28 protein-coding genes are annotated in these 25740 nt (G+C 61.1%); 11 read left to right on the plus strand and 17 right to left on the minus strand.

The window, feature by feature from the left end:
* Positions 1–5: 5 nt before the first annotated feature.
* Both ABH944_RS20005 and mdtD read right to left on the minus strand, forming a co-directional pair.
* Positions 6–1280, minus strand: a complete 1275-nt coding sequence (locus ABH944_RS20005) for an EAL domain-containing protein (RefSeq protein WP_404609618.1) — start codon at positions 1278–1280, stop codon at positions 6–8.
* Positions 1281–1585: 305 nt separating this feature from the next.
* Positions 1586–3034, minus strand: coding sequence for a multidrug transporter subunit MdtD (gene mdtD / locus ABH944_RS20010; protein WP_404609617.1), 1449 nt, complete (start codon positions 3032–3034; stop codon positions 1586–1588).
* A 190-nt stretch (positions 3035–3224) separates the two neighbouring features.
* Here mdtD and ABH944_RS20015 point away from each other — a divergent pair, with 190 nt between their 5' ends.
* On the plus strand, positions 3225–4616 hold the full coding sequence (locus tag ABH944_RS20015; RefSeq protein ID WP_404609616.1) for a CoA transferase: 1392 nt from the start codon (positions 3225–3227) through the stop codon (positions 4614–4616).
* 20 nt (positions 4617–4636) lie between these two features.
* Here the strand turns inward: ABH944_RS20015 and ABH944_RS20020 are convergent, their stop codons facing one another.
* From ABH944_RS20020 to ABH944_RS20045, 6 genes are all read right to left on the minus strand, one after another.
* Positions 4637–5383 carry a GntR family transcriptional regulator gene (locus ABH944_RS20020; protein WP_404609615.1) on the minus strand — a complete coding sequence of 249 codons (747 nt, stop codon included), beginning with the start codon at positions 5381–5383 and terminating at the stop codon, positions 4637–4639.
* 94 nt (positions 5384–5477) lie between these two features.
* Positions 5478–6059 carry a DinB family protein gene (locus tag ABH944_RS20025; protein ID WP_404609614.1) on the minus strand — a complete coding sequence of 194 codons (582 nt, stop codon included), beginning with the start codon at positions 6057–6059 and terminating at the stop codon, positions 5478–5480.
* 169 nt (positions 6060–6228) lie between these two features.
* The gene (locus ABH944_RS20030; RefSeq protein ID WP_404609613.1) at positions 6229–7443 is read right to left on the minus strand and encodes an MFS transporter; all 1215 of its coding nucleotides are present in this window, start codon (positions 7441–7443) and stop codon (positions 6229–6231) included.
* 205 nt (positions 7444–7648) lie between these two features.
* A complete protein-coding gene (locus ABH944_RS20035) occupies positions 7649–8629 on the minus strand; it encodes a LysR family transcriptional regulator (RefSeq protein WP_404609612.1) in 981 nt (326 codons plus the stop codon).
* A gap of 210 nt (positions 8630–8839) precedes the next feature.
* The gene (locus ABH944_RS20040; RefSeq protein ID WP_404609611.1) at positions 8840–9490 is read right to left on the minus strand and encodes a 2-hydroxychromene-2-carboxylate isomerase; all 651 of its coding nucleotides are present in this window, start codon (positions 9488–9490) and stop codon (positions 8840–8842) included.
* 70 nt (positions 9491–9560) lie between these two features.
* Positions 9561–10916, minus strand: coding sequence for a TAXI family TRAP transporter solute-binding subunit (locus ABH944_RS20045; RefSeq protein ID WP_404659465.1), 1356 nt, complete (start codon positions 10914–10916; stop codon positions 9561–9563).
* An 808-nt stretch (positions 10917–11724) separates the two neighbouring features.
* On the opposite strand from ABH944_RS20045, the gene ABH944_RS20050 reads away from it, so the two are divergent.
* Positions 11725–12084: a BON domain-containing protein gene (locus ABH944_RS20050; protein ID WP_404609609.1), complete on the plus strand. Its 360-nt coding sequence runs from the start codon at positions 11725–11727 to the stop codon at positions 12082–12084.
* 228 nt (positions 12085–12312) lie between these two features.
* On the plus strand, positions 12313–14421 hold the full coding sequence (locus ABH944_RS20055) for a D-(-)-3-hydroxybutyrate oligomer hydrolase (RefSeq protein WP_404609608.1): 2109 nt from the start codon (positions 12313–12315) through the stop codon (positions 14419–14421).
* 144 nt (positions 14422–14565) lie between these two features.
* Here ABH944_RS20055 and ABH944_RS20060 read toward each other — a convergent pair whose 3' ends face one another.
* Positions 14566–15414, minus strand: coding sequence for a DUF2242 domain-containing protein (locus ABH944_RS20060; RefSeq protein ID WP_404609607.1), 849 nt, complete (start codon positions 15412–15414; stop codon positions 14566–14568).
* 214 nt (positions 15415–15628) lie between these two features.
* On the opposite strand from ABH944_RS20060, the gene vapB reads away from it, so the two are divergent.
* Together vapB and ABH944_RS20070 are read left to right on the plus strand one after the other, a co-directional pair.
* A complete protein-coding gene (vapB, locus tag ABH944_RS20065; RefSeq protein WP_404609606.1) occupies positions 15629–15892 on the plus strand; it encodes a type II toxin-antitoxin system VapB family antitoxin in 264 nt (87 codons plus the stop codon).
* Entirely contained in the window at positions 15889–16314 is a 426-nt protein-coding gene (locus tag ABH944_RS20070; RefSeq protein WP_404609605.1) for a type II toxin-antitoxin system VapC family toxin, read from the plus strand. The genes vapB and ABH944_RS20070 overlap by 4 nt, the downstream gene beginning before the upstream one ends.
* 9 nt (positions 16315–16323) lie before the next feature.
* Here the strand turns inward: ABH944_RS20070 and ABH944_RS20075 are convergent, their stop codons facing one another.
* The 5 genes from ABH944_RS20075 to ABH944_RS20095 form a co-directional block, all read right to left on the minus strand.
* Positions 16324–16647: a type II toxin-antitoxin system PemK/MazF family toxin gene (locus ABH944_RS20075; protein ID WP_404609604.1), complete on the minus strand. Its 324-nt coding sequence runs from the start codon at positions 16645–16647 to the stop codon at positions 16324–16326.
* A complete protein-coding gene (locus ABH944_RS20080; RefSeq protein WP_404659474.1) occupies positions 16644–16787 on the minus strand; it encodes an antitoxin MazE family protein in 144 nt (47 codons plus the stop codon). Before ABH944_RS20080 ends, ABH944_RS20075 begins: the two co-directional genes overlap by 4 nt.
* Entirely contained in the window at positions 16768–16857 is a 90-nt protein-coding gene (locus ABH944_RS20085; protein WP_404609603.1) for an antitoxin MazE-like protein, read from the minus strand. Before ABH944_RS20085 ends, ABH944_RS20080 begins: the two co-directional genes overlap by 20 nt.
* 114 nt (positions 16858–16971) lie before the next feature.
* A complete protein-coding gene (locus tag ABH944_RS20090) occupies positions 16972–17406 on the minus strand; it encodes a hypothetical protein (protein WP_404609602.1) in 435 nt (144 codons plus the stop codon).
* Positions 17407–17491: 85 nt separating this feature from the next.
* Positions 17492–17887 (minus strand): hypothetical protein, encoded by a 396-nt coding sequence (locus tag ABH944_RS20095; protein WP_404609601.1) that lies wholly within the window; start codon positions 17885–17887, stop codon positions 17492–17494.
* Positions 17888–18489: 602 nt separating this feature from the next.
* Between ABH944_RS20095 and ABH944_RS20100 the strand changes: the two genes are divergently transcribed.
* The 5 genes from ABH944_RS20100 to groL all read left to right on the plus strand — a co-directional run bounded on the left by ABH944_RS20100 (position 18490) and on the right by groL (position 22575).
* A complete protein-coding gene (locus tag ABH944_RS20100; protein WP_404659476.1) occupies positions 18490–18978 on the plus strand; it encodes a helix-turn-helix domain-containing protein in 489 nt (162 codons plus the stop codon).
* A gap of 244 nt (positions 18979–19222) precedes the next feature.
* Entirely contained in the window at positions 19223–19342 is a 120-nt protein-coding gene (locus ABH944_RS20105) for a transposase domain-containing protein (protein WP_404659467.1), read from the plus strand.
* Between the two features lie 21 nt (positions 19343–19363).
* Positions 19364–19855, plus strand: coding sequence for a hypothetical protein (locus ABH944_RS20110; protein ID WP_404609598.1), 492 nt, complete (start codon positions 19364–19366; stop codon positions 19853–19855).
* 678 nt (positions 19856–20533) lie between these two features.
* Entirely contained in the window at positions 20534–20824 is a 291-nt protein-coding gene (locus ABH944_RS20115) for a co-chaperone GroES (RefSeq protein WP_031362728.1), read from the plus strand.
* 110 nt (positions 20825–20934) lie between these two features.
* Positions 20935–22575, plus strand: coding sequence for a chaperonin GroEL (groL, locus tag ABH944_RS20120; protein WP_404609597.1), 1641 nt, complete (start codon positions 20935–20937; stop codon positions 22573–22575).
* Positions 22576–22709: 134 nt separating this feature from the next.
* On the opposite strand, the gene ABH944_RS20125 is transcribed toward groL, so the two are convergent.
* The 3 genes from ABH944_RS20125 to thiD are packed head-to-tail and all read right to left on the minus strand — an operon-like array spanning position 22710 to position 24877.
* Positions 22710–23174 carry a hypothetical protein gene (locus tag ABH944_RS20125; protein ID WP_404609596.1) on the minus strand — a complete coding sequence of 155 codons (465 nt, stop codon included), beginning with the start codon at positions 23172–23174 and terminating at the stop codon, positions 22710–22712.
* Entirely contained in the window at positions 23167–23982 is an 816-nt protein-coding gene (locus ABH944_RS20130) for a DUF72 domain-containing protein (RefSeq protein ID WP_404609595.1), read from the minus strand. Before ABH944_RS20130 ends, ABH944_RS20125 begins: the two co-directional genes overlap by 8 nt.
* A gap of 25 nt (positions 23983–24007) precedes the next feature.
* Positions 24008–24877, minus strand: coding sequence for a bifunctional hydroxymethylpyrimidine kinase/phosphomethylpyrimidine kinase (gene thiD, locus ABH944_RS20135; protein ID WP_097264833.1), 870 nt, complete (start codon positions 24875–24877; stop codon positions 24008–24010).
* Positions 24878–25231: 354 nt separating this feature from the next.
* On the opposite strand from thiD, the gene ABH944_RS20140 reads away from it, so the two are divergent.
* Complete coding sequence (locus ABH944_RS20140; RefSeq protein WP_025527884.1) at positions 25232–25402, plus strand: rubredoxin; 171 nt, start codon at positions 25232–25234, stop codon at positions 25400–25402.
* Positions 25403–25740 lie beyond the last annotated feature (338 nt).

A 25740-nucleotide genomic window follows, 5' to 3' on the forward strand; every position in this document is an offset into this window, starting at 1 on the left:
ATCGCTCAACGCCGTTGCGAAGTCACGTCCCAGTTGATATCGACGCACAGGACCTGCAGGCCGCGCGGCGTTTGCGCCGCGATGGACGCCGTCACGCACAGGTGCGCCTCATTGATCGACAGATACGGCGCGGTCAGGTGGACCCGGTCCGGCGTGCGCAACGCTTCAATGAAATAAGGCCGGCGCTCCCAGCTAGCGCCTTCCGAATGCAACAGGGGCCTGAAACGCTTGGCCCGTTGCGACGCCCGCGCGACGGGCAAGACGTTGTCGCCGATCTGCCGGCCGGATGCATCGAGCAGGAAACAGCGCGCTGTTTCGTGAAGTTGCAATAGCGTGCGGGTTGCACTGGCGAGCGTTTCGCCTTCGATCAGACGCGCCGCCGCCGTTTCCAGCGCACCCACATAGGGTGCCAGCCGTGCCGACTGCGTGCGTTCACGCGCGGCCACGCGTTCGCGGGAGGCCGCGGACAACGCGTCCAGCACGCCTTGCGCGGCTTGCGGTTTCACAGCTTCCACGCTGGGTCCGGCGAAATACGCGCCCTGCACGAAATCGACATTGCATTCGAGCGCGATCAGCGCATCGCGTTCGGTGCTCAGGCCACCCATCAACACCAGTTGACCCGACTCATGCAGCAGGGAAACGAGGCCCGGCAACACGCGCTCGATATGCGAATGTTCGCTCGCCTGCTGCAGGATGCAGCGGTCGAGCGTCACAATATCGGGCCGCAGATGCCACACGCGGTCGATGTTCGAATGCTTCACGCCGAAGCCGTCCAGCGCGATCAGGAAGCCTGACTTGCGCAACGAATCGATGATTTCAGCGAAGCGCGTGGTCTCGCCGCCTGCTTGCTCGGGCACCTCCAGCACCACGCGCTGCGGCGGCAGCCCGACGTTTTTCAGCGATGCCAGCAGCGCATCGCCGTAGCTCGTGTCCATCAATGCGGCCGGATGGAGGCTGAGGAACAGCCATTCGTCGTCGCTATCGAAAGAAAAGAAGTTGCCCAGATGCAGCGATTCGGCCAGCCGGCCGAGTTCGAGCAGATCGCCGCGCCGTGCTGCCTGCGTAAAGACCTCATGCGAGGGGACTTGCCGGCCGGAATCGTCGCGAGCCCGCAGCGACGCGTGATAGCCGATCGCGCGGCGATGAGACACGGAGAACACCGGCTGGAACACGCTGAACACCGTGTATTCGCCGTACAGGACAGTGCGCCGCGAGCCGTCGTCGCCCGCGACGGGGCGAGGAGGCTGAAAGCGGGGAGGGTCGAGATCAACCATGCTCATGGTGGTTTTGGCAGGCGTTCGAACGCGGCTCGAGTGGGAGTAAACATCGGGAACGAGCTAGTTTACAGGATAGGGCCACTCCGAGAAGAGCAAGAAATATGCGCATTTGCCGCACAATTGAGATATTCCCGCCGAAAGCTGCTCCGGCGGGGGCAGGGCTGTGGCCCCGGTTTTCATCGTGGCCCGGGGGCGAAGCCGCGTGCACCCTCGTAGTGCAGCACGCACAGCGCGATGGCGCGTTGTTGGCAACGCTCCCTGAGCACTGCGTGACCAGCAGTGAGCCAGTGCGAGCGAAAAACCAACGTTCAGTGCGCTTCCGACGGATCGGCTTGCTTGGTCTTCACGGCGCGGATCTCCGGCGCGAGCTGCGCAAAGATCCACGCTGACGCGGCCGTAATAACGCCGACGCAGAGGAAAGTCGCGTGAAAGGCGGGCAGCGAATTTGTCGCGGTGACCTTCGGCAGGATGCCGGTGAAAGTCGCGAGCACCGCGCCCGCGATCGTGACGCCAAGACTCATGGACAGCATCTGCACGAGCGAGAACAAGCTGTTGCCGCTGCTGGCGCCGCCGGTCCCAAGGTCTTTCAGCGTCAGCGTGTTCATCGCGGTGAACTGGATCGAGTTGACGCCGCCGAAGAACGCCAGTTGCACGAGCCTCACCCAAAGAGGCTGCTCGGCGCTGGTGAGCGAGAAACTTGCCATGGTGAGGCCGACGAGAACCGTGTTGACGATCAGCACCTTCCGATACCCACGCTTCATGATCAGGCTCGTCACGATGCGCTTTGACACCATCCCCGCAGCGGCCACGGGTAGCATCATGAGACCGGCTTCAAACGCCGAATAACCGAGACTGATTTGCAGCAGCAGTGGCAGCAGATACGGCATCGCGCCGCTGCCGATCCGCGCGAACAGGTTGCCGAGCAAGCCGACGCTGAACGTATGGATCTTGAACAGATCGAGCGAGAAGATGGGTTGCGGCACGCGCGTGGCATGCAGCCCGTAGGCCACGAAACACCCGAAGCTCAGCACGAGCAACACCAGCACGATGGCGTGCTGGAGGCCCAGATCGGCGAGGCCATCGAGTGAAATCGTCAGCGCGACCATGCCGACCGCGAGCAGAAGGTAACCAGCGAGATCGAAAGGGGCGGTAGCGGGGTTGCGGCTATCGGTCATGAAAAGCCGCGTGGCAATGCAGCCAATCACGCCTACCGGCACATTGATCAGGAAGATCCAGTGCCACGACGCGATCTGCACGATCCAGCCACCGAGCGTCGGTCCGATCAGCGGCCCGATCAACCCCGGAATGGCCACAAATGACATGGCGCTGAGGTAACGTTCGGCAGGCACCACGCGCAGCAGCGAGAGGCGACCGACGGGCAGCAGCATGGCGCCCCCCACCCCTTGCACCACGCGATAAATCACGAGTTGCATGAGCGTATGAGCATTCGCGCAAAGCAATGAGCCGATGGTGAAGATCAGGATCGCGCTGAAGAAGACATGACGCGTGCCGAGCTTGTCGGCCAGCCAGCCGGAGAACGGAATGACCGTCGCCATGGTCAGCGAATACGCAATGACCACGCCCTGCATGCGAAGGGGCGCTTCACCGAGGCTTTTCGCCATGGCGGGCAGGGCGGTGTTGACGATGGTTGAATCGAGCGTCTGCATGAAAAAGCCGGTGGCGACGAGCCACAGCATGATCGTGAGCGCTTTTGGGGAGGGAGTGGACGCAACGTTCGAGCGGATTGTGTCGGGCATGAAGGAAGCCGGCGGGAAGGGTGGGGTGATTTTACGTGGATGTACGCACGGATTGCGTGCCGATCTTCGCAACGACTGGCGCACCGGTTGGACATGACCGGAAACTGATTGGAGCGCCAGCTGTCCATACCATCGAGGGTGAACCCGGAGACCCCGGGTGCACCAGACGACATTGAGAAGGAGCATGAGGATGAAAGCTGTCGAAGAACTCTGGCGTCTGGTGCAGGGAGACCCCGAAGCGCTGAACCACCTCACGGTTAGCGGCGATGAACGGCAACTGCCGTCGGTGTATCGGGTGAGTGACCTGGCCACGGCGAGCGTGGGAGCGTCGGCGTTGGCGGCGGCAGAATGCTTCAGGCATCGCACGGGGCGGCAGCAAGACGTGCACATCTACACGCGCCGTGCGGCAATCGCGTTCCGCAGTGAGCGCTACTTGCGCATCGGAACCGATAAACCGCCGGAGCTGCGCGATCCGCTGATGGGTTTCTACGAGACCGGCGACGGCCGTTGGATCCAGCTCCATACGAACTTCAAGCATCATCGGGACGGCGTGGTCAGGCTGCTCGGCTGCTCGAACGATCACGCCGGTGTCACTCAGGCCATCCGCGGCTGGAACGGCGCAATCCTCGACGAGGCGCTCGCCGATGCAGGCCTGTGCGCCGCGCTGATCCGCACGCCGGAGGAATGGGCGCTGTTGCCGCAAGCCCGGGCGATCGCGGAAATACCGTTGCTGGAGATCGTCAAACTCGACGATGCCCCGCCGGAGCCGATTGGCGAGAGCACCGAGGGCGGGCCGCAACGGCCTTTGTCAGGCGTGCGCGTGCTGGACCTGAGCCGCATCATCGCGGGTCCGGTGGCGGGGCGCACGCTCGCCGAGCATGGCGCTGATGTCCTGCTCATCAACGGTCCGCATCTGCCGAACATTCCACCGCTGGTGATCGACAACGGCCGCGGCAAGCGGTCGGCTACGCTCGATCTTCGCGAAGAAGACGGCCGCGAATCGCTGCGCGCGTTATTGAACAATGCCGATGTATTCTTGCAAGGCTATCGCCCCGGCGCGCTTGCAGCACACGGTTTCGGCCCGGAAAAGGTTGCGCGCCTGCGCCCTGGCATTGTGTACGTGACGATATCGGCGTATGGGCACAAAGGCCCCTGGTCGCAGCGGCGCGGTTTCGACAGCCTCGTGCAGTCGGCGAGCGGCATTGCGTGGGCGGAAGCGCAGGCGGCCGGGAGCGCGCAACCGCGTCATCTGCCGTGTCAGGCGCTCGATCACGCCACCGGTTATCTCGCGGCGCTCGGCGCGATGATCGCGTTGCAACGACGCGCCACGCAAGGCGGAAGCTGGCATGTGCGGGTGGCGCTGGCGCGGACCGGGCGCTGGCTGCAATCCATGGGTCTGGTCGACGATGGCCAGAACGTGCCCGATCCCCAACTCGACGATGTCCGCGACATGCTGCAAACCATCGAATCGCCGTTCGGACCGCTGACCTGCACGCAGCCGCCTGAGCGCATGTCCTTGACGCCGCCTTACTGGGGTTTGCCACCGGTGCCTATTGGGACCGATCAGCCGCACTGGTGGTGACTGCTTGTGCTTCGGTGTGACTACTTGCGCAACTCCGCGACGAAATCGTAGTAGTCGTTGCGGCAGTAGGTATCGGTGAGTTCGATCGGCCGCTGGTCCGCCGTATAACCCACGCGCGTGATCAGCAGCAGCGCGTCGTGGGGCGCAATGCCCATTTGCGTGGCGATCTCGTCGCTCGCGTTCACCGCGCGGAAATGCTGCAGGGCTCGCACGATCGACAGGTTGCGCTGTTCCAGGAAGCTATAAAGCGAATCGCCAACGGCCAGCGGATCCGGAATCAATGCGGCCGGAAAGGTGGAATTCTCAACGGCCATCACAATGCCGTCGGCTGTGCGCAAGCGCCGCAAGCGTGTCACGGCCGCCGCCGGCGACAAGCCGAGCTGGATCACTTCATCGCGATTCGCGGGCTCAATCACGCGTGAGAGCCACTTCGAGCCGGGCGTAAAACCGCGTCGACGCAGCATTTCACTGAAGCTCGACAGCCGCGACAGCGGATCTTCATAGCGCGGCGTGATGAACGAACCAGCGCCCTGCGTGCGGCGAATCAGTCCTTGTTCGACCAGCAATGCGATCGCTTTACGCGACGTGATCCGCGATACCCCGAGGGCTTCCGACAACACGCGTTCGGAGGGCAGCGCTTCGCCCGCGTTCCAGCGATTGTCGTGAATTGCATTGCCGAGCTTGCGGGCGAGCTGAAGATAAAGCGGGGTGTCACTGTCCGGGTCCGGGCGCAAGTCGCGCCAGCGGTCTTCCGATGTCGAGTTCATAGAGCGCAGGAAGTGGGGACCAAGGGTGGATTTTAAGACAAGCAGCGCGGTGGCGGTTCGGATTCGTTCGCGACGGCAAACAGCGGCCGGCGGTTTATCCCCAGACAGCCGCTTCGCTCAGGCCCATTTCAGCAAGGTCGGCGGCGCGCAGGCCGGCATCCATATCGCAGAAAAACTCATCGAGCTGCGGCGCCGCGACCGACGTTCCGGCAAGCATGGCATGCACTTGCCCGCGATGATGGATCTGATGCTGGAACACATGCCCGAGCAGCCGCGTGCGTGTTTCCTGCTGTTTTACGCGTGGACGCAGGAGGGTGACCTGGCGCTCGAGGGTGTCGTCACTCAGTTGAGCGCAGTAGTCGATGAGCCGCCCGTCCGCCAGCCGTTGCTCGCGTTGCAGGTCGGCGCAGGCATTGAAGGGTTCTTCCGGATCGAAGAAAGACATGATCTGCGGATGGGGCGGGTCGTCGCGCTGCTCGCGCTCGAGCGCATCGATGTAAAACCAGTCCACAGTGAGGTTGTGATTGAGCGTTGCCTTGATCGACGGGAAGAAGCTTGTTCGATGCGCGACGAAATCCGCCTGGCTCAGTAAAGCGCAAGCCTTCAACAGGCGATGATTCGACCATGCATTGTTGTAGGCCATGCTGAGGAAGTGGCGCGAAAGCAGGTTGGACATGGTCGGCGGGCTCATGAGACAGGAAGAATGCTATCGCGGGATAGCAGCCGGAAATTATGGCATGAGGAACGGTGAGCGCTGTCTTGGGGTCCTCCCTCTGCCATTCGGACCCGCCAAACAAAACGTCCGCCGAAGCGGACGTTTGTCATTGGTTGAGCAACCCGGTCTCTCAGGCGGTAGCTGCGCCACCGAGCCCGCGCCCGGTCCGCATATACAGCGCGACAGTCAGCGCCACGCCCGCCGCCGACGCGACCGCGGCGAACAGATACACGGAGCTGAAGCCAAATTCCCCCGCGACATACCCGGCCAGCGGCCCGGTCACACCGAGCGACAGATCCAAAAACACCGAATACGCCGACAACGCCGCGCCGCGGCTGGCCGGCGGCACGAGTCCGACGGCTTCCACGCCGAGCGCGGGGAAGATCAACGCGAAGCCGAACCCGGTCAGCGCGGCGCCCGCGAGTGCGAAGGCGGGATCGGCGGCGAGCCAGAGCATCAGCAAGCCGACGCATTCGAACGCAAACGACACAATCGCCACGCGAAAGCCGCCGAAGACCTTGATGGTGTTGGCGAACAAGAGCCGCGAGCCGACGAACATCGTGCCGAAGACCGTCAGCGAAAGTGCGGCGTCGGGCCAGTTGTGCGCGGCATAAAAGAGCGTGATGAACGTGGCGATAGACCCAAACCCAGCGGACCCCAGCGCGAGACCCATGCCGTGGGGCAGCACACGAAAGAACACGCTGCGATACGACATGCGCTCGCCATGCACGATCGGAACAGCCTCCATGCGCGTCGCGAGCCAGTAGCCGAGGCCGCCGAGCGCGATCACGAACGCGCCCAGCGACGCAAAGCCGATCGAGCGTTCCATCGCCACACCAAGCGGCGCGCCGATAGCGAGTGCGCCATACGTGGCAATGCCGTTCCACGAGATCACGCGTCCGCTGCTGCCGGTTCCAACCCGTCCGATACCCCACGTGATCGCGCCGGTTCCGACCCAACTTTCACCGAAGCCAAGCACAAGGCGGCCGGCGATGAGCAGTCCCAGGCTCACCGAATGCCATTGCGACGCGAGCGCCGCGCTGAACAGCAGCACGCCGCTGATCGCGCAGGCGGTCAGGCCGTACAACACGGTCTGTTTCGGTCCAATGGTGTCCGCCGTGCGCCCGGCGAGCGGCCGCGAGGCGAGCGTCGCGAAGTACTGGACGCTGATTGCCACGCCAGCCATGACCGATCCGTAGCCTAGATCCGTGTGCACGAAACCCGGCAGCACCGCGAGCGGGATACCGATGGTCAGGTAGCAAATGAACGTGAACGTGACAACCGCGACGATTCGCCCGGTAATGGCTAGATCGGCGCGTCGGGACAACGGGGCTTCGGTGGACATTGGGGTAAGTGCGGGGTTGATATCGCTGAAGAAGCGTGATTCTCCCATAGGTTTAAGGCGGCCGTGGCTCGCCGGACGCTTTTTCAGAAGCTGCAGAATAGCCCGGAGGCTTGTGGGGAAAGGGTTCGCGGGATTTTGCGCTGCGGCAGAAGAATTTGCGTCTGGCCAGCGTCGGGCCAGCATCAGGTCACGCGGCGAGAAATTCTTACCGCTTTTTCGCGTCTGCGGGTTGCCCGGTCAATTCCCTGGAGACATCGGCCATCAGCGTCTGCAGCCAAGCCAGGTCAGTGGGACGGCTGACCTCGGGCAAGGACATCAAATAACTCTCGATCGGCGGAAACTCGATTGGCGATTCCATCACGACAAGTGGCAGGAGCTCCGCGTAGTGCAGCGCGAAACGTCGCGTGGCGGTGAAGATCAGGTCCGATTGCAGCAGCACTTGCGGCACGAGCCCGAAGTACGGAATGGTCGTCACGATGCGTCGCCGAATGCCCGCGCCCGCCAGGCCGATATCGACCGGATGACGCTTCGCGCCGCTATACGTGGTGGGCGCGAGATGCGCGGCGTTAGCGTAACGCACCGCTGTCAGCGGTTCGCGTGCGAGCGGATGCCCGCGGCGCATGAGGCACACGAAGCTGTCGGTGAAGAGGTCGCGGCGCGCAAAACGCGGCTCCGGATTCTCCCAGTTGCCGACGACGAGATCGAGATCGCCTTCATCGAGCGCGCGTTCGTGATCGAGCGTGGGTGTCAGCGACTCGATCTCCAGCCGTGCGTTCGGCGCCGCCACGCGGAAAGCGCGAATCAGCGTCGGCATGAAAAAGTCGTTCAGGTAGTCAGGCGCGGCGACCCGGAACGTGCGCCGCGACGTGGCCGGATCGAAGGCGCCATGCGGCGTGGCGACAAATTCGACCTCGCGTAACGCGCGCTGCACAGCCGGCAGCAGCGACGCGCCGTACTCGGTCGGCACCATGCCCTGCTTGCCGCGCACGAGAATGGGGTCGCGCAGGAGATCGCGCAGGCGCCGCAGCGCGGTGCTGATGGCGGGCTGCGTCTGGCCCAGGCGCAGCGCGGCTTGCGTGACGCTGCGCTCGGTCAGCAGCGTTTGCAGCACGCGGATCAGCCAGATGTCCAGGGAGTCAGTGGCGGAGCCGGCGTCGTAATCGGCGGGGTCGATGGAATCGTTCATAGAGCACGGTCTTCGCGCGGACCTTTGGCGTGGTGTTGCGTAGCGATTCGTGGCGGGACGGCCAGGCGGGATGCGCGCCCGACCGGGAATGCACTACGTTAAGCCTGAGCGCACGCTCACGCCATAGCGTGCGCGCTATGCACGGCATAGGGCGCGATCCATCGAACCTGCCTAATGTGCCGAACCTTCTATTCTTCAGGCCCTCACCGCTTACACGGCCGGTGCGGTCCGGGGCAGATTGCTGATTCGCTGCACTTCCGCGCCGTCCAGCCAGTTCGGCGAACGGGCAACGTAGAGCACCATCGGCAGCGTGTCCTCGCCCCAGAACAATTGACCGTTCACCACGAAGGTGGGCACGCCGAACACGCCGAGCGCCACGGCCCGCTCGACATTTGCCTTCAGTGTCGCCGTGACGTCCTCGAGCTCGATCATCTTCGCGCCCTCGGGCAGGCCCACGTGGTGGCAGAGATCGTCGAAACCCTGTTCGGTCGACGGATCGCGGCCCTGTTTCCAGATGAACCGGAAGATCTCGCGGATGCAGCCAATTTCCCCACCCGCGGCCACGGCCAGACGCAGCGCCTTGCTGGAATCGAAGGGATGCGACGGCGGCATTCTGAACGGAATACCGAGCTGTTCGGCGCGAAAGAGCGCGTATCGGTACATAAACACGCGTTTTGACGGGATATTGCCCGGCATCGGCTGGCCCCAGTGCTTGAGGAGCTTCAGATAGTCGATGGGCAGGATTTCGAACGGCATGTTCGGCCACTTTTCGTGCTGTTCGAGCAGCAGGTACGAAAAGGGCGAGTTGAAATCGAAAAAAAAGTATGGCTGATGCGGATCGATGGAAGGCGAGGCGCTCATTTGAATCTCCCTGGTGCGGTGCTCGTCGCGGCGCCCGTTGATTCGGCTACCGTCGTTTCTTCTTTCGATATTACGTGGTGTGCTGAACGCTGTCTGCCTGAGCATCGAGTGCGGCGGCCTGCGCGATGGTCAGCCGCTGCCGGACAAAGCCGATATGCTCACGCAGCACGTAGAACTGGTCGGCGTAGGCAAGCGGCATCTTCATCTGGTTGACCGTGTTCTCGATACCGTCCACCCGCTCGATCAGCGCCTCGCGCTGGGCCGGTTCGGGATCGGTCATGGCTTCCCGTTCAATGCCGATCAGCGCGCCGTAGATCTTGTAGATCCGCGACCTCACTCGCCACCGGTACAGCCCCGGTACCAGCCGCAGACCCGGAATCAGCACCACGATGATCGGCACCAGCAGCACGATCACACGATCCGCGAGGCTTGCGATCCAGAACGGCAACGTCCGGTACAGGAAGCTTTTACCCGATTTGTAGTAACGCTCGGCGTCGTCGCTGATATGGAACTCGTGCTGGAGCGGCGCAGGGAATTCGCCGGCTGCCTGTAGCAGGTTCGCGTGCCCGTGCACCTCTTTCGCGGCTTCGATCAGCAGGTCAGAGAGTGCCGGATGCAGGCCGTCGCGGGCGATCAGCTCGGCGGTCGGTGCAATCAGGTGAATGGGATGCGGCGGCACGTTCTTCGCGAGATCGAGGACGCCCATCGGCAAGGCGATCACCTTCAGGTAGGGGAAGCGGCGCGCGTAGGCGTCGGCCTGGGTGAAGTCGAAGAAATGGATGCCGGGCGTGCGAAACAGCTTGCCCATGGTCGGCGGCTGCGCGGAATCGCCGGTGAGAAACGCGGCGTCGATACTCCCGTCCGTCAGCGCGCTGGCCGCGGCGTCGCCGCTTAGCGGCAGCAATTCGGTGTCGCCGCCCGGCTCGATGCCGTTCGCCTTCAGTACCGCCAGCGCGAGCGCACGCGTGCCGCTGCCTTCGGTGCTGATGGCGAGCCGCTTATCTTTCAATTCCGAAAGTCGCGTCAGCAGCGATCCGCGGTAGAACACCGCCAGTGGCACATACGCTACGCTGCCGAGCGAGACCAGGTCCTCGTGCTTGTCCGGCGTGCCGGGCGCCGACATGCCGCCCTGCACGAAACCGACATCCACGTTCACCTTCGGATCTTCGAGCTTTTGCAGGTTATCGAGCGAACCCTGCGACTCCAGCACGTTTAGCGTGACGCCGTTGCGCGCCAGGATCTTCTTGTACTGCTGCGCGTCGTTCCAGAACGAACTGCCCTTGGTTCCCGCCGAGATGTTCAGCGTACTGGGCGGCGCGGGCTGGATCAGTCGCACGGCAAGGTAGATTGCAGCCGCGCTGATCAGCAGGATGGGCCCGAACGACACCGCGAGGTCGCGCCACGAGATCGCGACGAAACGCGCCATTGTTGGAGCGATGCGACGGGTGCGGGGTTTCTTCGGGATTTTCTGGGCGGGAGGTTCTTGGCCGGGAGTTTGAGTCATTGTCGGGTTCGGTGGGGCGGGGACCTGCGTTGACGCAAAACCTTGAAAGCAGTGGATTTTATAAACGTGAAAGGAGAAAGGGAAAACCCTCGCATCCACTCATTCACAAAACAACCCGCGCTGTTTAAAAAACCCTCCGGTCCCACGCGTTAAGCCTTTTACTCAGTCGCGGTAATGAAACACGCCTGTGCTAATACGTTGAAACGTCTGCCTTCACATTCACTGTTCACGTTCTGTTGCAATTTTCGCCGATGGTACATGATCGGCCGTGCCGTCGGATCAAGGGCAGGCCCTAAGCGGGTATGACAATACGGATAAGTACGGGCGAGTGCGTGCTTCATCGTGTTAAATGCTTTGCGCTTCTCGCAAGGCTGGATTAAATTGACGTTCGCCGCCGTAGAACCAGCATCCGCGCCGCCTAACCGGCATTCGGGGAAATGCTCCGAGCAGAACCGGCAGCGTCGCATGATGTGCAGCACCTTATGTCCTTGAGCCAACGGTAATGACACCCGTAGAAAACGGCCAGGCCATTTGTTTTTTCGCCAGTCTCTCGCAACACCGTGTCGCCAGCATCGCCGGTCTGTTTGTATCGTACGTGCGTCATTCGTCAGGTCGCCGTTTTTACAGTCAGCCCGCAAGATGTCGTAGCCAAGCCGCTGGGTTGATGCGGTCCAAAAGAAGCACAAGAGCAACACTTTGCGAAGTCCAAAGCGAAACAAAAGGAGAAGTCATGAAAGTAGTCGATATGTTGAAGGCGCTTAGCGTCGTGGTGTGCGTCGCAGTGGCGTCGAGCGCTTATGCTCAATCAAGTGATGCCATGGCCGCGTCGGGCGCAGCACCGTCGGCCAAGACCGTCAAGAAGGTCAATCGTAAGCTCGGCCTCGATGTGCGGCGTGCCTTGAGCAAGGCACAGGGCATCGACGTGTCGAACATCTTCGTGCGTGCACGGGGCGGTGCAGTCGTGCTGACGGGTACGGTGCCGGACGGCGCGCAGATTCCGAAGGCCGAGGAAGTGGCGAAGGGCGTGGCTGGCGTGACGTCGGTATCGAACAAGATTACGCTGGCTGCACCGAACGGTGGTGGAGGCTAATGCTTTCCTGAGCCTTGGACCGCAGCGTGTCGTTGCAGCGGTTGTGCAGCGTGCGAGGCGATTTCGTCCAGTGGTTTAAATAACGGGTTCCGGTGCTTCGCACCGGAACCCGTTATGCGTTATTGGTTCAAGCTTTAGGTTCAAGCTTCCTGGTTGAGAGCAGGAGCGCATTGGCGACGTGCATCGAAAGACGTACGCCGAATAAATACAACATGGTGGAGAGCGACGATGAAACGATTTCCCGGAGCCACGGCGCTTGCCCTGGCATTGGCGGCGTTCGGCCTTGCGGCCTGTCACGGCAACGATGACGGCAACGGCAACGGCAACGGTTCGCAAACCAACGTGCTGCCGAACTTCATCTCCGGCAGTGTGCGTACGCAAACCTATGACGGCACGACCGACGACCTGCTGACAGCGGGGCTGGGCAAGGACGGACTGGCATCGGCAACGCCGCCGGCCATTGCCAACCCGGCAGCGCCGAGCGCGGCTGACTTGCGTCGTCTTGCGATCTATTCGAATTATCGAGCGCTCGTCGATATGTCCGCCAATGGCGGCTACGGGCGTTTCTGGGGCCCGAATGTCGACCTGAACGGCAACGACACGCTCGGCGAGGGGATGATCGCCGGCAAGGAATACCTGGCTTTCGCCGACGACGGCAGCGGCACGCTCAACGTGAGTTTGCTCGTGCAGATCCCGGCGAGTTTCAACCCCGGCCAGCCGTGCATTGTCACGGCCACTTCGTCGGGGTCACGCGGGGTGTATGGGGCGATATCGGCGGCGGGAGAATGGGGTTTGAAGCGCGGCTGCGCGGTCGCCTATACCGATAAAGGTAGCGGCAACGGCGCGCACGAACTGGCGACCAACACCGTTACGCTCATCGACGGTACGTTGTTCAACGCCGCCGCTGCCAGCAAGACGAGCGTGTTCACGGCGAACCTCGGGAGCACCAGTCTTGCCGCGTTCAACGCGCAATTCCCGAACCGCTATGCGTTCAAGCACGCCCACTCGCAGCAGAACCCGGAGAAAAGCTGGGGCACCAATACGCTGCAGGCGATCCAGTTTGCGTACTGGGCGCTCAACGACACCTACGGCTCCCTCGACGGCACCACGCGCAAGATCCGCTATAACCGCGGCGATGTGACGACCATCGCGGCGTCGGTGAGCAATGGCGGCGGTGCGTCGCTCGCGGCCGCCGAGCAGGACACGCAGGGATGGATCACGGCGGTGGTCGTGGGTGAGCCGCAGATCAACCTGAACGTGCCGTCACAGGTTTCGGTGAGACAGGGCGGCGCGCCGGTGGCGTCGTTCGGCCGGCCGCTCGCCGACTACATGACACTCGCCAACCTGCTGCAGCCGTGCGCGGCGCTGGCGCCGGCCGCAGCCGGCGCGCCGTATCTCTCGGCGTTGCCTGCCGCCACGACCGCGTCGATCCGGGCGGCGCGCTGCGCGTCGCTCGCGGCGAACGGCGTGATTGCCGGGGGCGATGTGACCAGCGAGGCCACCAATGCCCTTGCCCAACTGCATCAGGCCGGGTATCAGACGGACTCCGACTTTCTGCAGGCGCCGATGTGGGATTCGCAGGCCGTGCCCGCGGTTGCCGTGACGTATGCCAATGCGTACACGCGCTCAAGCGTCGCCGATAACCTCTGCAACTTCAGTTTCGGCACGACCAATGCGGTGACGGGGGCGGCCGGAGTCAGCCCGCTGGTTTCCCCGATGCTTACCGTGTTCGGCAACGGCAATGGGGTGCCGCCGACCAACGGTATCAATCTCGTCTACAACGCGGGGAATTCGGGCGCGGCGGATCATCGCTTCGCTACCGCCGACGCCAGTTTCGCCGGCGCGTTTTGTCTGCGCGGTTTGTGGAGCAACGGCGACGCGCGGATGACGGCGAGTGTCAATGCGATTCGCGTGAATGCGAACCTGCGCGGGAAGCCGGCGATTATCGTGCAGGGCCGCTCCGATACGCTCGTGCCGATCAACCACGCGTCGCGTCCGTACGCCGCGATGAACAAGCTGGCCGAGGGTAATTCAAGCAATTTGTCGTTTTACGAGATAACGAACGGGCAGCATTTCGACGCGTTCCTGAGCGTCGCGGGCTTCGATACGCGCTTCGTGCCGCTGCAGTACTACAACCTTCAGGCGCTGAACCTGATGTGGGCGCATTTGAAGAACGGGGCGCCTTTGCCGCCGTCGCAGGTCGTGCATACGGTGCCGCGGGGCGGTACGGCGGGGGCGGCGCCGGCTTTGTCGCTGACCAATTTACCGTCGATTTCCGCCTCGCCCGGGGCGAACGCGATCACGTTCGGCGGTGGCGGGGTGAATGTACCGAATTGACGGAGCGATACACGGCTTTCCGGCGAGCGCGCGCAGTCAGTGACAGGCTGAACGTTTCCATCCGATCGGTCATGGCGAGGCCGCTGACGTAGCGGCCACTGGCGCGTAACTCGCCGCAGGTTGAGCGCAACTACGTTCGGGTGCCTAAGGCGTGGCCGCCGACGCCGCCACCGGCGCGGATGCCGATGAGGTAGCCGCGGTCGCCGCCGTGGTGCTGGCGGCTGAAACAGCACTTGCCGCTGGTGCAGGACTCGCCGCTGGCGCAACATTCGCCGCTGGGGCAACATTCACTACGGGGACAACATTCGCCGCACTGGCGGCCACGGCCGCTCGAGCGGCCGAACTCGCGGCCGGCGTCTGCACGACGATAGGTGTCGGCGTGAGGTCCGGCGAATTCAGGATCAGCGATGGCGCAAGCGTCTGGCTGCTGACGTTCTCGCCGGGAATGGGTGAACTGCGCGGCACGGTTTTCAAATAGTGCCCGACCAGACTAAAAAAACGATCGTAGAACTTGCCTGCCGGCACGGTTTCGCTGGAAATCTTGACCATCGAGTCGCTGTTTGAGCGGATCGGCAGCGAGAGCGAGCCGAGTACGCTCAATCCCACGCTTGCCGAGGTATCGCTTTTCTTCAGCGTATAACCGTCCTGCACCGCGTTCACATACGCGATGCTCGTATTGCTCGCATTCTCGCCCGGCGTGCAGACCACATGGAACGACACCACCACGTGTGTATCCGCCGCGGGCTGGAAGTTCTTGGTGGCATCGACGGTATCGGGCTGCGGCATGGTCGTCACGTAACCCTGGCTCAGCAGCGCGCGACGCGAGGCCTCGCAGGTTTCCTGGCTGGTGGCGTCGTAGTTGTGGGCGAATGGACTCGCGCCCGTCGAGAACATTTCGGCCTGGTAACTGGGCGTGGGCGCGGCCCTGCTGCCACAAGCGGCGAGGGCGAGCAGGGGCAGGGCGAGTGAAAGACGGACAAACGGGTTTTGCATGACAGTCGGCTGATCGAAACGAAGGACTTCGGCGGGCTAGATTGTAGTGCGCCGCGCGGGCGGACGTAAAAAGGCAAGAAATGAGGGGGCTGCATGGATGTGGAAGTGTCCCTGACAATCGATTCCATAGGGTGAAGCGGGTCAGGTTAAATACTTGACATATGTCAGCATATGCATAAAATTAGATGCATATTTTTTGCTTCAGGAGGCTCTCATGCGCACTGTGTCTATTTTTAAGAACAACGCAAACCAGGCGGTCCGTATTCCGAAGGACATGCAGTTCGAAGGGGTGACCGAACTTGAAATCCAGCGCGAAGGAGACACCATACTGCTTCGCCCGGTGCGGCCAAACTGGACTTCGTTCGTGGGCGAGCCGGTCGCCGATGCAGATTTTCTCGCGGAGCGCCCGGCGATTATTCAGAGCGGACGCTTTGATCTTTCGGGCCCCGATGACGACGCAGGGGAATCGGGCCAGTGACGCAACTCTATATGCTCGACACAAACATCTGTTCGTTCATCATGCGCGAGCGCCCAACTGAAATCCTGGCGAAACTGCAAGCCTGCGTCGATGCTCAGCGGCGGATTGTCATTTCAGCCATTACCTACGCGGAAATGCGTTTTGGCTCCATTGGCAAAAAAGCATCTCCCAAGCATGCTGGACTCGTCTCGACCTTTGTCGCGCGACTGGACGGGATCCTGCCCTGGGACACTGCGGCCGTCGACGAGACAACACGCGTGCGAATCGCGCTGGCAAGCTGCGGGACGCCCATCGGCGATAACGATGCCGCTATCGCCGGCCACGCTCTGGCCGCCGGCACGGTGCTGGTGACGAACAACGTTCGCGAGTTTGAACGGGTCCCCGGCTTACGTATCGAAGACTGGGCCACGCCCGCGAACTGACAGTCCCGGTTACGCTAAACCCAGGCACACGAGCATCGCGCGATTCACTGCGACCATGATTTCGTCTTCGAGGTGGCCGATGATGCGGCCGACTTTCTCGCGGCGCACGATGAACGTCTTGTCGACGGCGACCTGCGACGGCGCGCGCAAGCCATTCTGTTCAGACGGGTTTACGTTGATGCGGATCAACGGCGCGTCGACGATCTCACTTGACATCAGTAGCAGGGTCACGCTTGGATGTTCGGTGAACAGGTCCGATTGCACGATTAGCGCTGGCCGAGCCTTGCCGACATTACCCTGGATAGCGACGGCGACGATGTTGCCCCGCCTCATCGCAGGTCCTCGAGATCGGCGATCTGTTCGACGAAGTCGAGCAGATCCGCTTCAGGGTGACTTTCGCGGATAACGCGCGACTGGCGCGCGCACTCCTCGGCGAAACCGGGACGACGCGTGTCAGGTACCCAGATCTGGATCTGGCCGCAGACCGGCTGCGCGAAGGTTCCGGCGGTGGGCGCGAACGCGCTCAGACAATGAGGCTGCCATTATGTACTCCCGTTACATGTAACAAGGTATGCGGTGTTTCATGTCACACTTCAACCCTGTCGCTCGTTGCACGGTTGGATGTGCCTTTATCAGGTCGCCCGTTGGTCGTCGGTCTCAATTGATACGCACATAAGGGGGCTGCAGCGGGCGCCTGATCCGCTGGGCTCGAGCCGGGACGAGAAAATCGAGATCCCGCTCCGCGAGCCGCGAGAACTGTTCCTGCACGGCCCCGAGTTTGATCAAACACTGGGCCTGCCAGTTCATCCCCACCACCAGCCAGCTCGTCTGGCCGTTCCATTCGCTCAGAAGAATGGCTGCGGTACTGGCATATTCCTCGGCGAACTTTTCGATTCGGCGCTCAATGGTTCGTACATCGTCGCGCGGCATCGTTCCCGAGATGCGTAGTGAGACAGTTTGCGCCACCTCATCATGCGTAAGGTGCACCGTTGCGATGCCGCCCAGATGCCGAGATACACGATCGAGTTGCTTAGCGTCCATGTCGTCTTGTACAGGCAGCGCGCCCGACAGGACGTAAGTCCTTGGTTCCATGATGAACCTCCACTGACTCTCTTTCTCCAACCGCCAGGTCGCGTGCCATGGGCCTCACCACGACTTTGGCGGGCCGGACACTGCCTTACTCATCCTGTGTCCGGAACCTATCCAGAAGCCATGCCTGGCGTTGCAGAAATACTTCCAATTGCAGGTGCAGATCGCTCACTTCAGCCAGCAGATCAACGTGGCGGGCGAGGCCGAACGGGACGAACGACGGTTCCCCGTATCGCAGGCGTCTGAAGATGGCACCGGCGCTTGCCCATTTCTGGGAAAATTGCTCCAGCGCGTCTTCGACCGATTCCAGTTCGTCGTCCGAGAGTACGCCGCGAATGCGAATCGCAAGGGAATGGGTGACGGCGTCAGTTGCGAAGTAGACGTCGGCAGGGTTCGCGAGACCTTCGGCAAATTGCTGCGCGTGACCGTGTCGGAATTCCTCTCGAACCGGCATAGCGCCGCGGATTTCGTATGTGGCTGCCATGGGATCTCCTGCATCAAGGAACTGCTGTCTTTTGAGGGTACAAGCACTGCATCCTGCCGGTGGCGCGAGACCATCAGCGGTCATCGTCCAGCAGGTTCTAACCTGTTCGAATTCGACAAAAAAGCTGATTACCCAGAGCGTCTTGGGATCACAGCCTCTTCACGTCGCATAACATCGCGACGACGGTCTTCATCAATGACCAGACATCGGATGGCATCGGGAGCAGATTTCCACGCGATGCCGCTATACAAAACAATGACACTGCCTCGTTAGCTGCAGCGGCCACATTGGTGGCTCTCTCCAGGCGACTACGAATTTCGCTGGACTCAACGATTGCGGTGCTGACTACGCATGGATTCACAAGGCTCACGGACATTTCACGGGCGCGCAGCTTTGTATCGGCGGTTGAGGTTGGGCGCTACTTCGCGCGCGATTTGTAACCCCGCAACCTCCCTCAAACCAGCTTCGGCGCGAACTCTGGAGCTTAGTGGCTTGCTGAAGCCGTTTATTGGCATTGTAGACCTAAAATGTGGAGATTGAAAATACGGAGACCCAAAACGGTTTGGACTGAAGAGTCCTTTTCGCGCAAGCTTATGCGCGCCATGGTCAAAAAAAGCGAACCCGTCCTTTCTCAAATTGCGCGCCGAGTCCAAGAACTTCGTAGTGGCAGGGGCCTCTCGCAGGACCAATTCGCACGGCTCGTCGGTTGCCATCGGAGTCAGGTCAGCCAAGTGGAGCGCGGCGTCAAGAATCTATCGGTTGATACCATTGACCGCTTTGCGAAAGCGCTGGGTGTGGATGCTGTGTCGCTACTGCAGACCGGCCCCGTGGTCGCACGCGACCCTCGCAAAGCGCTTTCGCTGCGCGAGCGCGTATCGCGAAACGTTCTTGCGCTCAGGAGTGCGCGGGGGGTGGCCCAAGACGCACTGTCCGAGAGCGCGGGTCTGTCGCGTAACTACGTGTCAAGCCTTGAGGTTCAGAAAAAGAATGTAGCCCTGAGTCATCTCGAGATGCTCGCGCTTGCTTTGGGCGTTCCATTGAGCGAGCTGCTCGCATCTCCCGAGTCCGATGCCGCTGTCGGGCATCACTGACTGTAGTTCTTGCCGAGCGGCTACGTCTCAAGGCGGACTCGCGAACGCACCAATGGTCGGTGAAATAAAGTCGAGAATTTAGCCCATACCGCAGCCTGCTCTCCAGGATCGCAATGGCCGAGCGACAAGTTGGTCGCGAATATTGCTTGGATCGGTCGCTTTTTCGGCCTCATGCGAAGCTTTCCATAAGGCCGAGAACATGTTGTTCGCAGGTTCCTCACGAGGTGCCCGCGCAGCCGCAACGATGTATCCACTCATCGGGACGGCTCGCCTTAACGGTATCGAACCCTATGCTTGGATCAAGCGAACGCTTGAGCAATTGCCGTCGTACCCCGCAATCGCGTGCACGAAGTCTTGCCGCTAGCCTGTTAAAACACCTTTAAACATGGACATTCTCGACTCGCTTCGGCAGGCGCCTAGCGCCGAGCTATATCGCCTCTACCTCGCTATCGGCAAAATGCTTGACGACCCTCGACGTATTCTTGAAATACGTCAACGCCTGCATCTGGGGATGGCCGTCAACTACATCGGTGATAACCCGCTCGGGCCGCCGGCACAAGGCACCATAGTCGAACTCCGGCAGACCCAGGCGGTGGTTCAAGACAGTGCAACTCGACGCCGTTGGGGCGTGCTCTATGCGGCGATCATCCCGGAAACTTCGACTGCTCAGCCCGACGTTGAACCGACACCGCCGCCGAGAACGCAGCGTGAAGAGTTCTTCATCGGCGACACAGTTAGCTTCACCGACAAGCACCTGAGCGAGCGCGTCGGAGTCGTCGTGAGGCTGAATGCCAAAACAGCATCTATTGCCGTCAATGACACCGATGGTCATTGGCGTGTTTCCTACGCCTTACTGCGAAAAGTCGTCGACATCTAGCCGTGGCAAACGCTCCGGTGGGTTCTGCTGACAGATACGGTAAAAGAGATATGCGGCGATCTCGATGGCGATGAAAGGATTCAAGCGGGTAATGGGGACGTCGCAGTTACCAAAGTAGGCGCCCAATAGACATCTCGGTGACACTGAGCAAACATCGCTTGCGGGACCCCTGCAAATGGCTGCTTTGTGGGAAATCTATAGTGGGTCGATCGGCGACAGTCGCGAACGGGCCGAGTCCTCACGAGCAGGGCGGCCGACGAGGATTTTTTCACCAATTGTTAAGTTCAATGCTGGGCTGGCAAAGGACAGGAAAGAGTGGAAGGCCAGCGCAACTGATCCGCCTCAAGCGTGCCAGGGGCAACCATCTGTTCGATTACATGGACGCGATGAGCTGGAAGTAGCACTTTGGCCGCTGACCGATAGAGGTAAACCCTATCTTATGTGGTGTCCAGCCATCTTCCGATGCCGCGAAGCCTGCTGCTTCAAATCGCTCAGCTTTTCTGCGTGCCGACATATTTCTCGTCGCTCACCGATATCCCTTCTTGAAATTACCGATCGGTGTGCCATATACTTGGCACTCGTCGCACGAGAGTGCTAACAGTTTTCCGGCCGGTGGCTCTGTGGGTCGCCGGACGGGTTTCCCGCGTTTTTATAGTCTCAGTTAAGAGAGGAGTGTGTATGAACCTTCGTCCTTTGCACGATCGCGTCATCGTCAAGCGTCTGGATCAGGAAACCAAGACTGCCTCGGGCCTTATCATCCCCGACGCTGCAGCTGAAAAGCCGGATCAAGGCGAAATCCTGGCCGTCGGCCCGGGCAAGCGCGATGACAAGGGTACGCAAAACGCCCTCGACGTCAAAGTGGGTGACCGCGTGCTGTTCGGTAAATACGCTGGTCAGACCGTCAAGGTCGACGGCAATGAACTGCTCGTGATGCGCGAAGAAGACATCATGGCCGTCCTGGTCAAGTAAATCCCTTCAAGTCCATTCGGCTTTCCCGGCCGGACGATCGAACCGCTCAAGCGAATCTCGACCGGCCTCGGGCCAAGCCAGAAAACTGAAACGAATCAAGGAGTTTGAATATGGCAGCTAAAGAAGTCGTATTTGGCGATATCGCCCGTGCAAAGATGGTTGAAGGCGTGAACATCCTGGCCAACGCGGTCAAGGTCACGCTGGGCCCGAAGGGTCGTAACGTGGTTCTGGAACGCAGCTTCGGCGGCCCGACGGTCACGAAGGACGGTGTTTCGGTCGCTAAAGAAATCGAACTGAAAGACAAGCTCCAGAACATGGGCGCGCAAATGGTGAAGGAAGTTGCTTCCCGCACCAGCGACAACGCAGGCGACGGCACGACGACGGCTACGGTTCTGGCTCAGTCGATCGTCCGCGAAGGCATGAAGTACGTTGCATCGGGCATGAACCCGATGGACCTGAAGCGCGGCATCGACAAGGCAGTGACCGCTGCTATTGAAGAACTGCGCAAGATCAGCAAACCTTGCACGACGAACAAGGAAATCGCTCAAGTTGGCGCGATTTCGGCTAACAGCGATTCGTCGATTGGTGACCGTATTGCTGAAGCAATGGACAAGGTCGGCAAGGAAGGCGTGATCACGGTCGAAGACGGCAAGTCGCTGGAAGACGAGCTGGACGTGGTTGAAGGCATGCAATTCGATCGCGGCTACCTGTCGCCGTATTTCATCAACACGCCGGAAAAGCAAACCGCGATCCTCGAAAACCCGTTCGTGCTGCTGCACGACAAGAAGGTATCGAACATTCGTGACCTGCTGCCGATCCTGGAACAAGTTGCAAAGGCTGGCCGTCCGCTGCTGATCATCGCTGAAGATGTGGAAGGCGAAGCACTGGCAACGCTGGTTGTGAACAACATCCGCGGCATTCTGAAGACCGTTGCTGTGAAGGCTCCGGGCTTTGGCGATCGTCGTAAGGCCATGCTGGAAGACATCGCGATCCTGACCGGCGGTCAAGTTATTGCGGAAGAAACCGGCCTGACGCTGGAAAAGGCTACGTTGGCTGAGCTGGGTTCGGCGAAGCGCATCGAAGTGGCGAAGGAAAACACCACGATCATCGACGGCGCTGGCGAAGCTTCGAACATCGAAGCGCGTGTGAAGCAAGTTCGCACGCAAATCGAAGAAGCAACGTCGGACTACGACCGTGAAAAGCTGCAAGAACGTGTCGCCAAGCTGGCTGGCGGCGTGGCAGTGATCAAGGTTGGCGCTGCGACCGAAGTCGAAATGAAAGAAAAGAAGGCACGTGTTGAAGACGCACTGCACGCAACGCGCGCAGCTGTGGAAGAAGGCATCGTGGCTGGCGGCGGCGTTGCGCTGATCCGCGCTCGTCTGGCACTGAAGGACCTGAAGGGCGACAACGCCGATCAGGACGCCGGCATCAAGATCGTGCTGCGCGCGATGGAAGAGCCGCTTCGCCAGATCGTCACGAACGGTGGCGAAGAAGCCAGCGTCGTGGTGGCAGCCGTTGCAGCCGGTAAGGGCAACTTCGGCTACAACGCGCAAACGGGCGAGTACGTCGACCTGGTCGAAGCCGGTGTTGTGGACCCGACCAAGGTGACGCGCACGGCACTGCAAAACGCGGCATCGGTGGCAGGTCTGCTGCTGACGACCGACTGCGCTGTGTCGGAACTGCCGAAGGACGATGCTCCGATGGGCGGCGGTATGCCCGGCGGCATGGGCGGTATGGGCATGGACATGTAATTTCGGGCCTGGCCTGAATTACAGGGCAGCGCGGGCTTCTTCGGTAGCCCGGCGCTTGCCAAAGAAAAAACCCGCATCGGCAACGATGCGGGTTTTTTTGTGCGCTTGATTTTGTGGGCTTAAGAAACGCCCGGCTACTTGTCGTTCTGTGCTCGCATCTGTTCGGCGACCACCTTGTAGTCGTAGGTCGGATAGAACTCGGTCCGGTAGCCTCCCCACGCGGTATTTTCAATCGCGCGGTTCACTTCGCGCAATTTATCGGCGGGAACGCGCAGCGTGACCACCTGGCCAATACCCATCATCACGTACCACGAAACCACCTGAACACCCGGTGGCGGAAACGCCTTGAAGAAGCCTTGCTCCTTCAATTGTTCGTTGATCTTCGGCAGTGTCTTCGACTGATCATGCTTCAGGAAAATGGTCAGCAGAAAGGTCCCGTCGCCGACGGGTGTAGCGTTCGAATTCGTGTTTTCAGCAGGAGCGGTAGCGGGGGCGGGAGTTGCAACCGGAGCCGTCTGGGCGAACGCTGCAGCAGAACTGACGGTCACCAGTGCACCTGCAATACGCCCCACACCCAGCCATTTTCTGCGCTCAAGCATCGGCGTTCTCCCTGACGGCAGCGCGTTTCGGACGCGCGTTCAATGCCCTGCGGCTTTTCACGCGCAGCGCGTTGAACTGAGCATGGCCGGCGGCGGTGTTGTCGAAGATGCACCATACTTCGTGCGCTTTTTTTGCCCGGTCATGCAGCGTGAGCGCGAGGGCATCGAGGTAGGGGTATTCGTACGACGACTGGTACATCTCCGGCGAGCCGTGCAGGCGGAAATACACCAGCGACGTATCCGCCCGATGCGCGATGAAGCAATCATCGGGTTGCGGATCGGCATCGACGTAAGCGATCTTTTTCGATTTGAGCAACGTGGCCGCGTTTTTCGCGAACCAGCTCCCGTGCCGTGCTTCGAGCGCGATCGGAATGTCGGTGCGTTCACGCATCGATGTAAAAAACGACTGGGCCGCGTCCGGATCGAATACCAGGCTGGGCGGCAGTTGCACGAGCCAGCAGCCGAGCGTGCTACCCAGTTCAGTCGCGGATTCGAGGAAGGCGTCGAGCAGCGGCTCGCAATTGACGAGGCGTGCGTCGTGCGTAATGGCTTTTGGGATCTTCACGGAAAAGCGAAACGTGCTGGGCACGCTGTCACGCCAGCGGGCATACGTTTCCGCCCGATGCGGCCGGTAAAAGCTGGAGTTGATTTCGACGCAGGTCAGCACCTGCGAATAACGGGCGAGGTGGCTACCGTCACCGGGGAAGTGTTCCGCGACCGCGTCCGTGATACCCCAGCCAGCGCAGCCGATCCGTATGGGGGCCGGGTTGTGCTTGAGTGGGTGGAGCGATGTTTTGCGCAGCGGCATGGGTCAGTCTCGCTCCAGAAAAGTATCAGTGGTGGGCTTCGCCCGGCGTAACGGATGGTGTATCGACCACCACGGGCGGTGTCTCGTCGTCATCGTTCGAACGCGCCCAAAAAAATCGATCCGGCAAATAAGCGCCCATGCCCGGCCTGAAGGCAGCGCGGGTCGCCTGGAACACATATTCCTGTGCTTCTCGCGCGGCTTCCGCAGGTTCCTGCCCGTTGGCGAGCAACGCAGCGATGGCGGACCCGAGCGTGTCGGTAATGCCCATCATGCGGTGCTCGGTACGATCCCACGTGTCCTGCCGGATCTGACCTTCCTCGCCGTAAAGCGTGTTCACATGCCGATGCGTACCTGTTTCCGTCGCCAGGATGTACTCGCATCCTTGCGACAGCAAATGCGAGATCGCGGCATCGAGCGTGGGCGCTTCGGCGTCGCCGTCGGGCTGCGCGAGCTGCAGGAGCGTGGCGTGATCTGCGACAAGCATGGTGGTTTGCGGCACCAGCAAATCCGCCATCGATTCGCGCAATTCGTCCGCCGCCAGCACGTGTTCGTCATCGAGCGTGAAGTCGGGCGCGAGGATCAGCGGCACGTCGTCGTAATCGGCGACCACCTCCGCAATGGCGCTGACCACTTCCGCACGCGTCGCCGCGCCAATCTTGAAGGCCGCTACCGGCATATCTTCCAGCAACATGCGGGCCTGAGTGCCAACGGTGTCGGGGTCGAGCCCGGTGACTTCGTCGCAGGTCGCCGAGTCGCGCACGGTGTAACCGGTCAGGACAGTCAGCCCGTGGCAGCCCATGCTGGCGAGCGTCAGCAGGTCTGCCTGCAGGCCGGAGCCGCCCGTGGGGTCGGACAGACCAAAAGTTAGAACAATAGGAGGGGTGTCGCTGGGCATCGGAATATTCGTGGGTTCAATCTATCGGCTATTCAAGCGGCCGGACCAGGAGTCGGCTCAAACTGCACGATTATGCGGCCTAAAGTCGCGCAGGCACATGAGATGGCCTTTTTTTCGCACCAAAGCGGGTTGATCGATCCTGCAAAATCGGCGCCGCGAAGGACCGATACTTGCTGGAAGGGCGTCGCGAGCCATGTAGCGCTTGAAAGAGCTATGCCGCCGAAGGAACCGGCAATGCTCGAAAGCTGTCCGAATCCCGGCCGATCGGCCAGTGCTGCTGCATTGCTAGGCATCGCGCCGCCAAACCGGTACCATCATGCACTCATTTAACCGATTGCCCGACGCGACATAAGTATGGAATACAGAAGCTGGATGTGCCTGATTTGTGGCTGGATTTATGACGAAGAAGCGGGACTGCCCGAGGAAGGAATTGCGCCGGGCACTCGCTGGGAAGACGTTCCAATCAACTGGACGTGTCCCGAATGCGGCGCACGCAAGGAAGACTTCGAAATGGTCCAGATCTGAGTAAAGGCTCGGACGTCGTGAAGGAATAACCGCGCCGCATGGATGGGATACCTTCATGCGGCGCGCCTTGTTTACATGTGGCAAATAAATAAGCCGTGCGGTTCGCGCGGCGCAATGTTTAGTGGTTCGCGGCGCGCATGATGGTCAGTTAGACCACGGTTAGACCAGTGAGCAGGAACGCTTGGTCAGCGAGTTGGCTCGACCCGACTCGACTCTTCCGGCGTGTGTCCGGGTTTTATCGCCAGAGGGGATGCGGCGGCATGCATCGGCGAAAATGCGCCCGGGTTCGATCAAGATCCATCCGATGTAGGGCGTTGCGCCGTGCATCGGCTCGTGAG

This window comes from Caballeronia udeis (assembly GCF_044909315.1).
Taxonomy (GTDB): Bacteria; Pseudomonadota; Gammaproteobacteria; order Burkholderiales; family Burkholderiaceae; genus Caballeronia; species Caballeronia udeis_A.

Excerpts from the sequence above, each read along its gene's own strand:
- ABH944_RS20115 (WP_031362728.1), top strand. The coding sequence starts at position 20,534 with ATGAACCTTCGTCCTTTGCACGATCGCGTCATCGTCAAGCGTCTGGAT.
- ABH944_RS20075 (WP_404609604.1), bottom strand. The coding sequence starts at position 16,647 with ATGAGGCGGGGCAACATCGTCGCCGTCGCTATCCAGGGTAATGTCGGC.
- ABH944_RS20055 (WP_404609608.1), top strand. The coding sequence starts at position 12,313 with ATGAAACGATTTCCCGGAGCCACGGCGCTTGCCCTGGCATTGGCGGCG.
- ABH944_RS20085 (WP_404609603.1), bottom strand. The coding sequence starts at position 16,857 with ATGGCAGCCTCATTGTCTGAGCGCGTTCGCGCCCACCGCCGGAACCTT.
- ABH944_RS20045 (WP_404659465.1), bottom strand. The coding sequence starts at position 10,916 with ATGGCGCGTTTCGTCGCGATCTCGTGGCGCGACCTCGCGGTGTCGTTC.
- groL (WP_404609597.1), top strand. The coding sequence starts at position 20,935 with ATGGCAGCTAAAGAAGTCGTATTTGGCGATATCGCCCGTGCAAAGATG.
- ABH944_RS20095 (WP_404609601.1), bottom strand. The coding sequence starts at position 17,887 with ATGGCAGCCACATACGAAATCCGCGGCGCTATGCCGGTTCGAGAGGAA.
- ABH944_RS20050 (WP_404609609.1), top strand. The coding sequence starts at position 11,725 with ATGAAAGTAGTCGATATGTTGAAGGCGCTTAGCGTCGTGGTGTGCGTC.
- ABH944_RS20105 (WP_404659467.1), top strand. The coding sequence starts at position 19,223 with ATGTATCCACTCATCGGGACGGCTCGCCTTAACGGTATCGAACCCTAT.
- ABH944_RS20140 (WP_025527884.1), top strand. The coding sequence starts at position 25,232 with ATGGAATACAGAAGCTGGATGTGCCTGATTTGTGGCTGGATTTATGAC.
- thiD (WP_097264833.1), bottom strand. The coding sequence starts at position 24,877 with ATGCCCAGCGACACCCCTCCTATTGTTCTAACTTTTGGTCTGTCCGAC.
- ABH944_RS20030 (WP_404609613.1), bottom strand. The coding sequence starts at position 7,443 with ATGTCCACCGAAGCCCCGTTGTCCCGACGCGCCGATCTAGCCATTACC.
- ABH944_RS20100 (WP_404659476.1), top strand. The coding sequence starts at position 18,490 with ATGGTCAAAAAAAGCGAACCCGTCCTTTCTCAAATTGCGCGCCGAGTC.
- ABH944_RS20015 (WP_404609616.1), top strand. The coding sequence starts at position 3,225 with ATGAAAGCTGTCGAAGAACTCTGGCGTCTGGTGCAGGGAGACCCCGAA.
- ABH944_RS20005 (WP_404609618.1), bottom strand. The coding sequence starts at position 1,280 with ATGAGCATGGTTGATCTCGACCCTCCCCGCTTTCAGCCTCCTCGCCCC.
- ABH944_RS20025 (WP_404609614.1), bottom strand. The coding sequence starts at position 6,059 with ATGTCCAACCTGCTTTCGCGCCACTTCCTCAGCATGGCCTACAACAAT.
- ABH944_RS20040 (WP_404609611.1), bottom strand. The coding sequence starts at position 9,490 with ATGAGCGCCTCGCCTTCCATCGATCCGCATCAGCCATACTTTTTTTTC.
- ABH944_RS20090 (WP_404609602.1), bottom strand. The coding sequence starts at position 17,406 with ATGGAACCAAGGACTTACGTCCTGTCGGGCGCGCTGCCTGTACAAGAC.
- mdtD (WP_404609617.1), bottom strand. The coding sequence starts at position 3,034 with ATGCCCGACACAATCCGCTCGAACGTTGCGTCCACTCCCTCCCCAAAA.
- ABH944_RS20125 (WP_404609596.1), bottom strand. The coding sequence starts at position 23,174 with ATGCTTGAGCGCAGAAAATGGCTGGGTGTGGGGCGTATTGCAGGTGCA.
- ABH944_RS20020 (WP_404609615.1), bottom strand. The coding sequence starts at position 5,383 with ATGAACTCGACATCGGAAGACCGCTGGCGCGACTTGCGCCCGGACCCG.
- ABH944_RS20060 (WP_404609607.1), bottom strand. The coding sequence starts at position 15,414 with ATGCAAAACCCGTTTGTCCGTCTTTCACTCGCCCTGCCCCTGCTCGCC.
- vapB (WP_404609606.1), top strand. The coding sequence starts at position 15,629 with ATGCGCACTGTGTCTATTTTTAAGAACAACGCAAACCAGGCGGTCCGT.
- ABH944_RS20035 (WP_404609612.1), bottom strand. The coding sequence starts at position 8,629 with ATGAACGATTCCATCGACCCCGCCGATTACGACGCCGGCTCCGCCACT.
- ABH944_RS20130 (WP_404609595.1), bottom strand. The coding sequence starts at position 23,982 with ATGCCGCTGCGCAAAACATCGCTCCACCCACTCAAGCACAACCCGGCC.
- ABH944_RS20110 (WP_404609598.1), top strand. The coding sequence starts at position 19,364 with ATGGACATTCTCGACTCGCTTCGGCAGGCGCCTAGCGCCGAGCTATAT.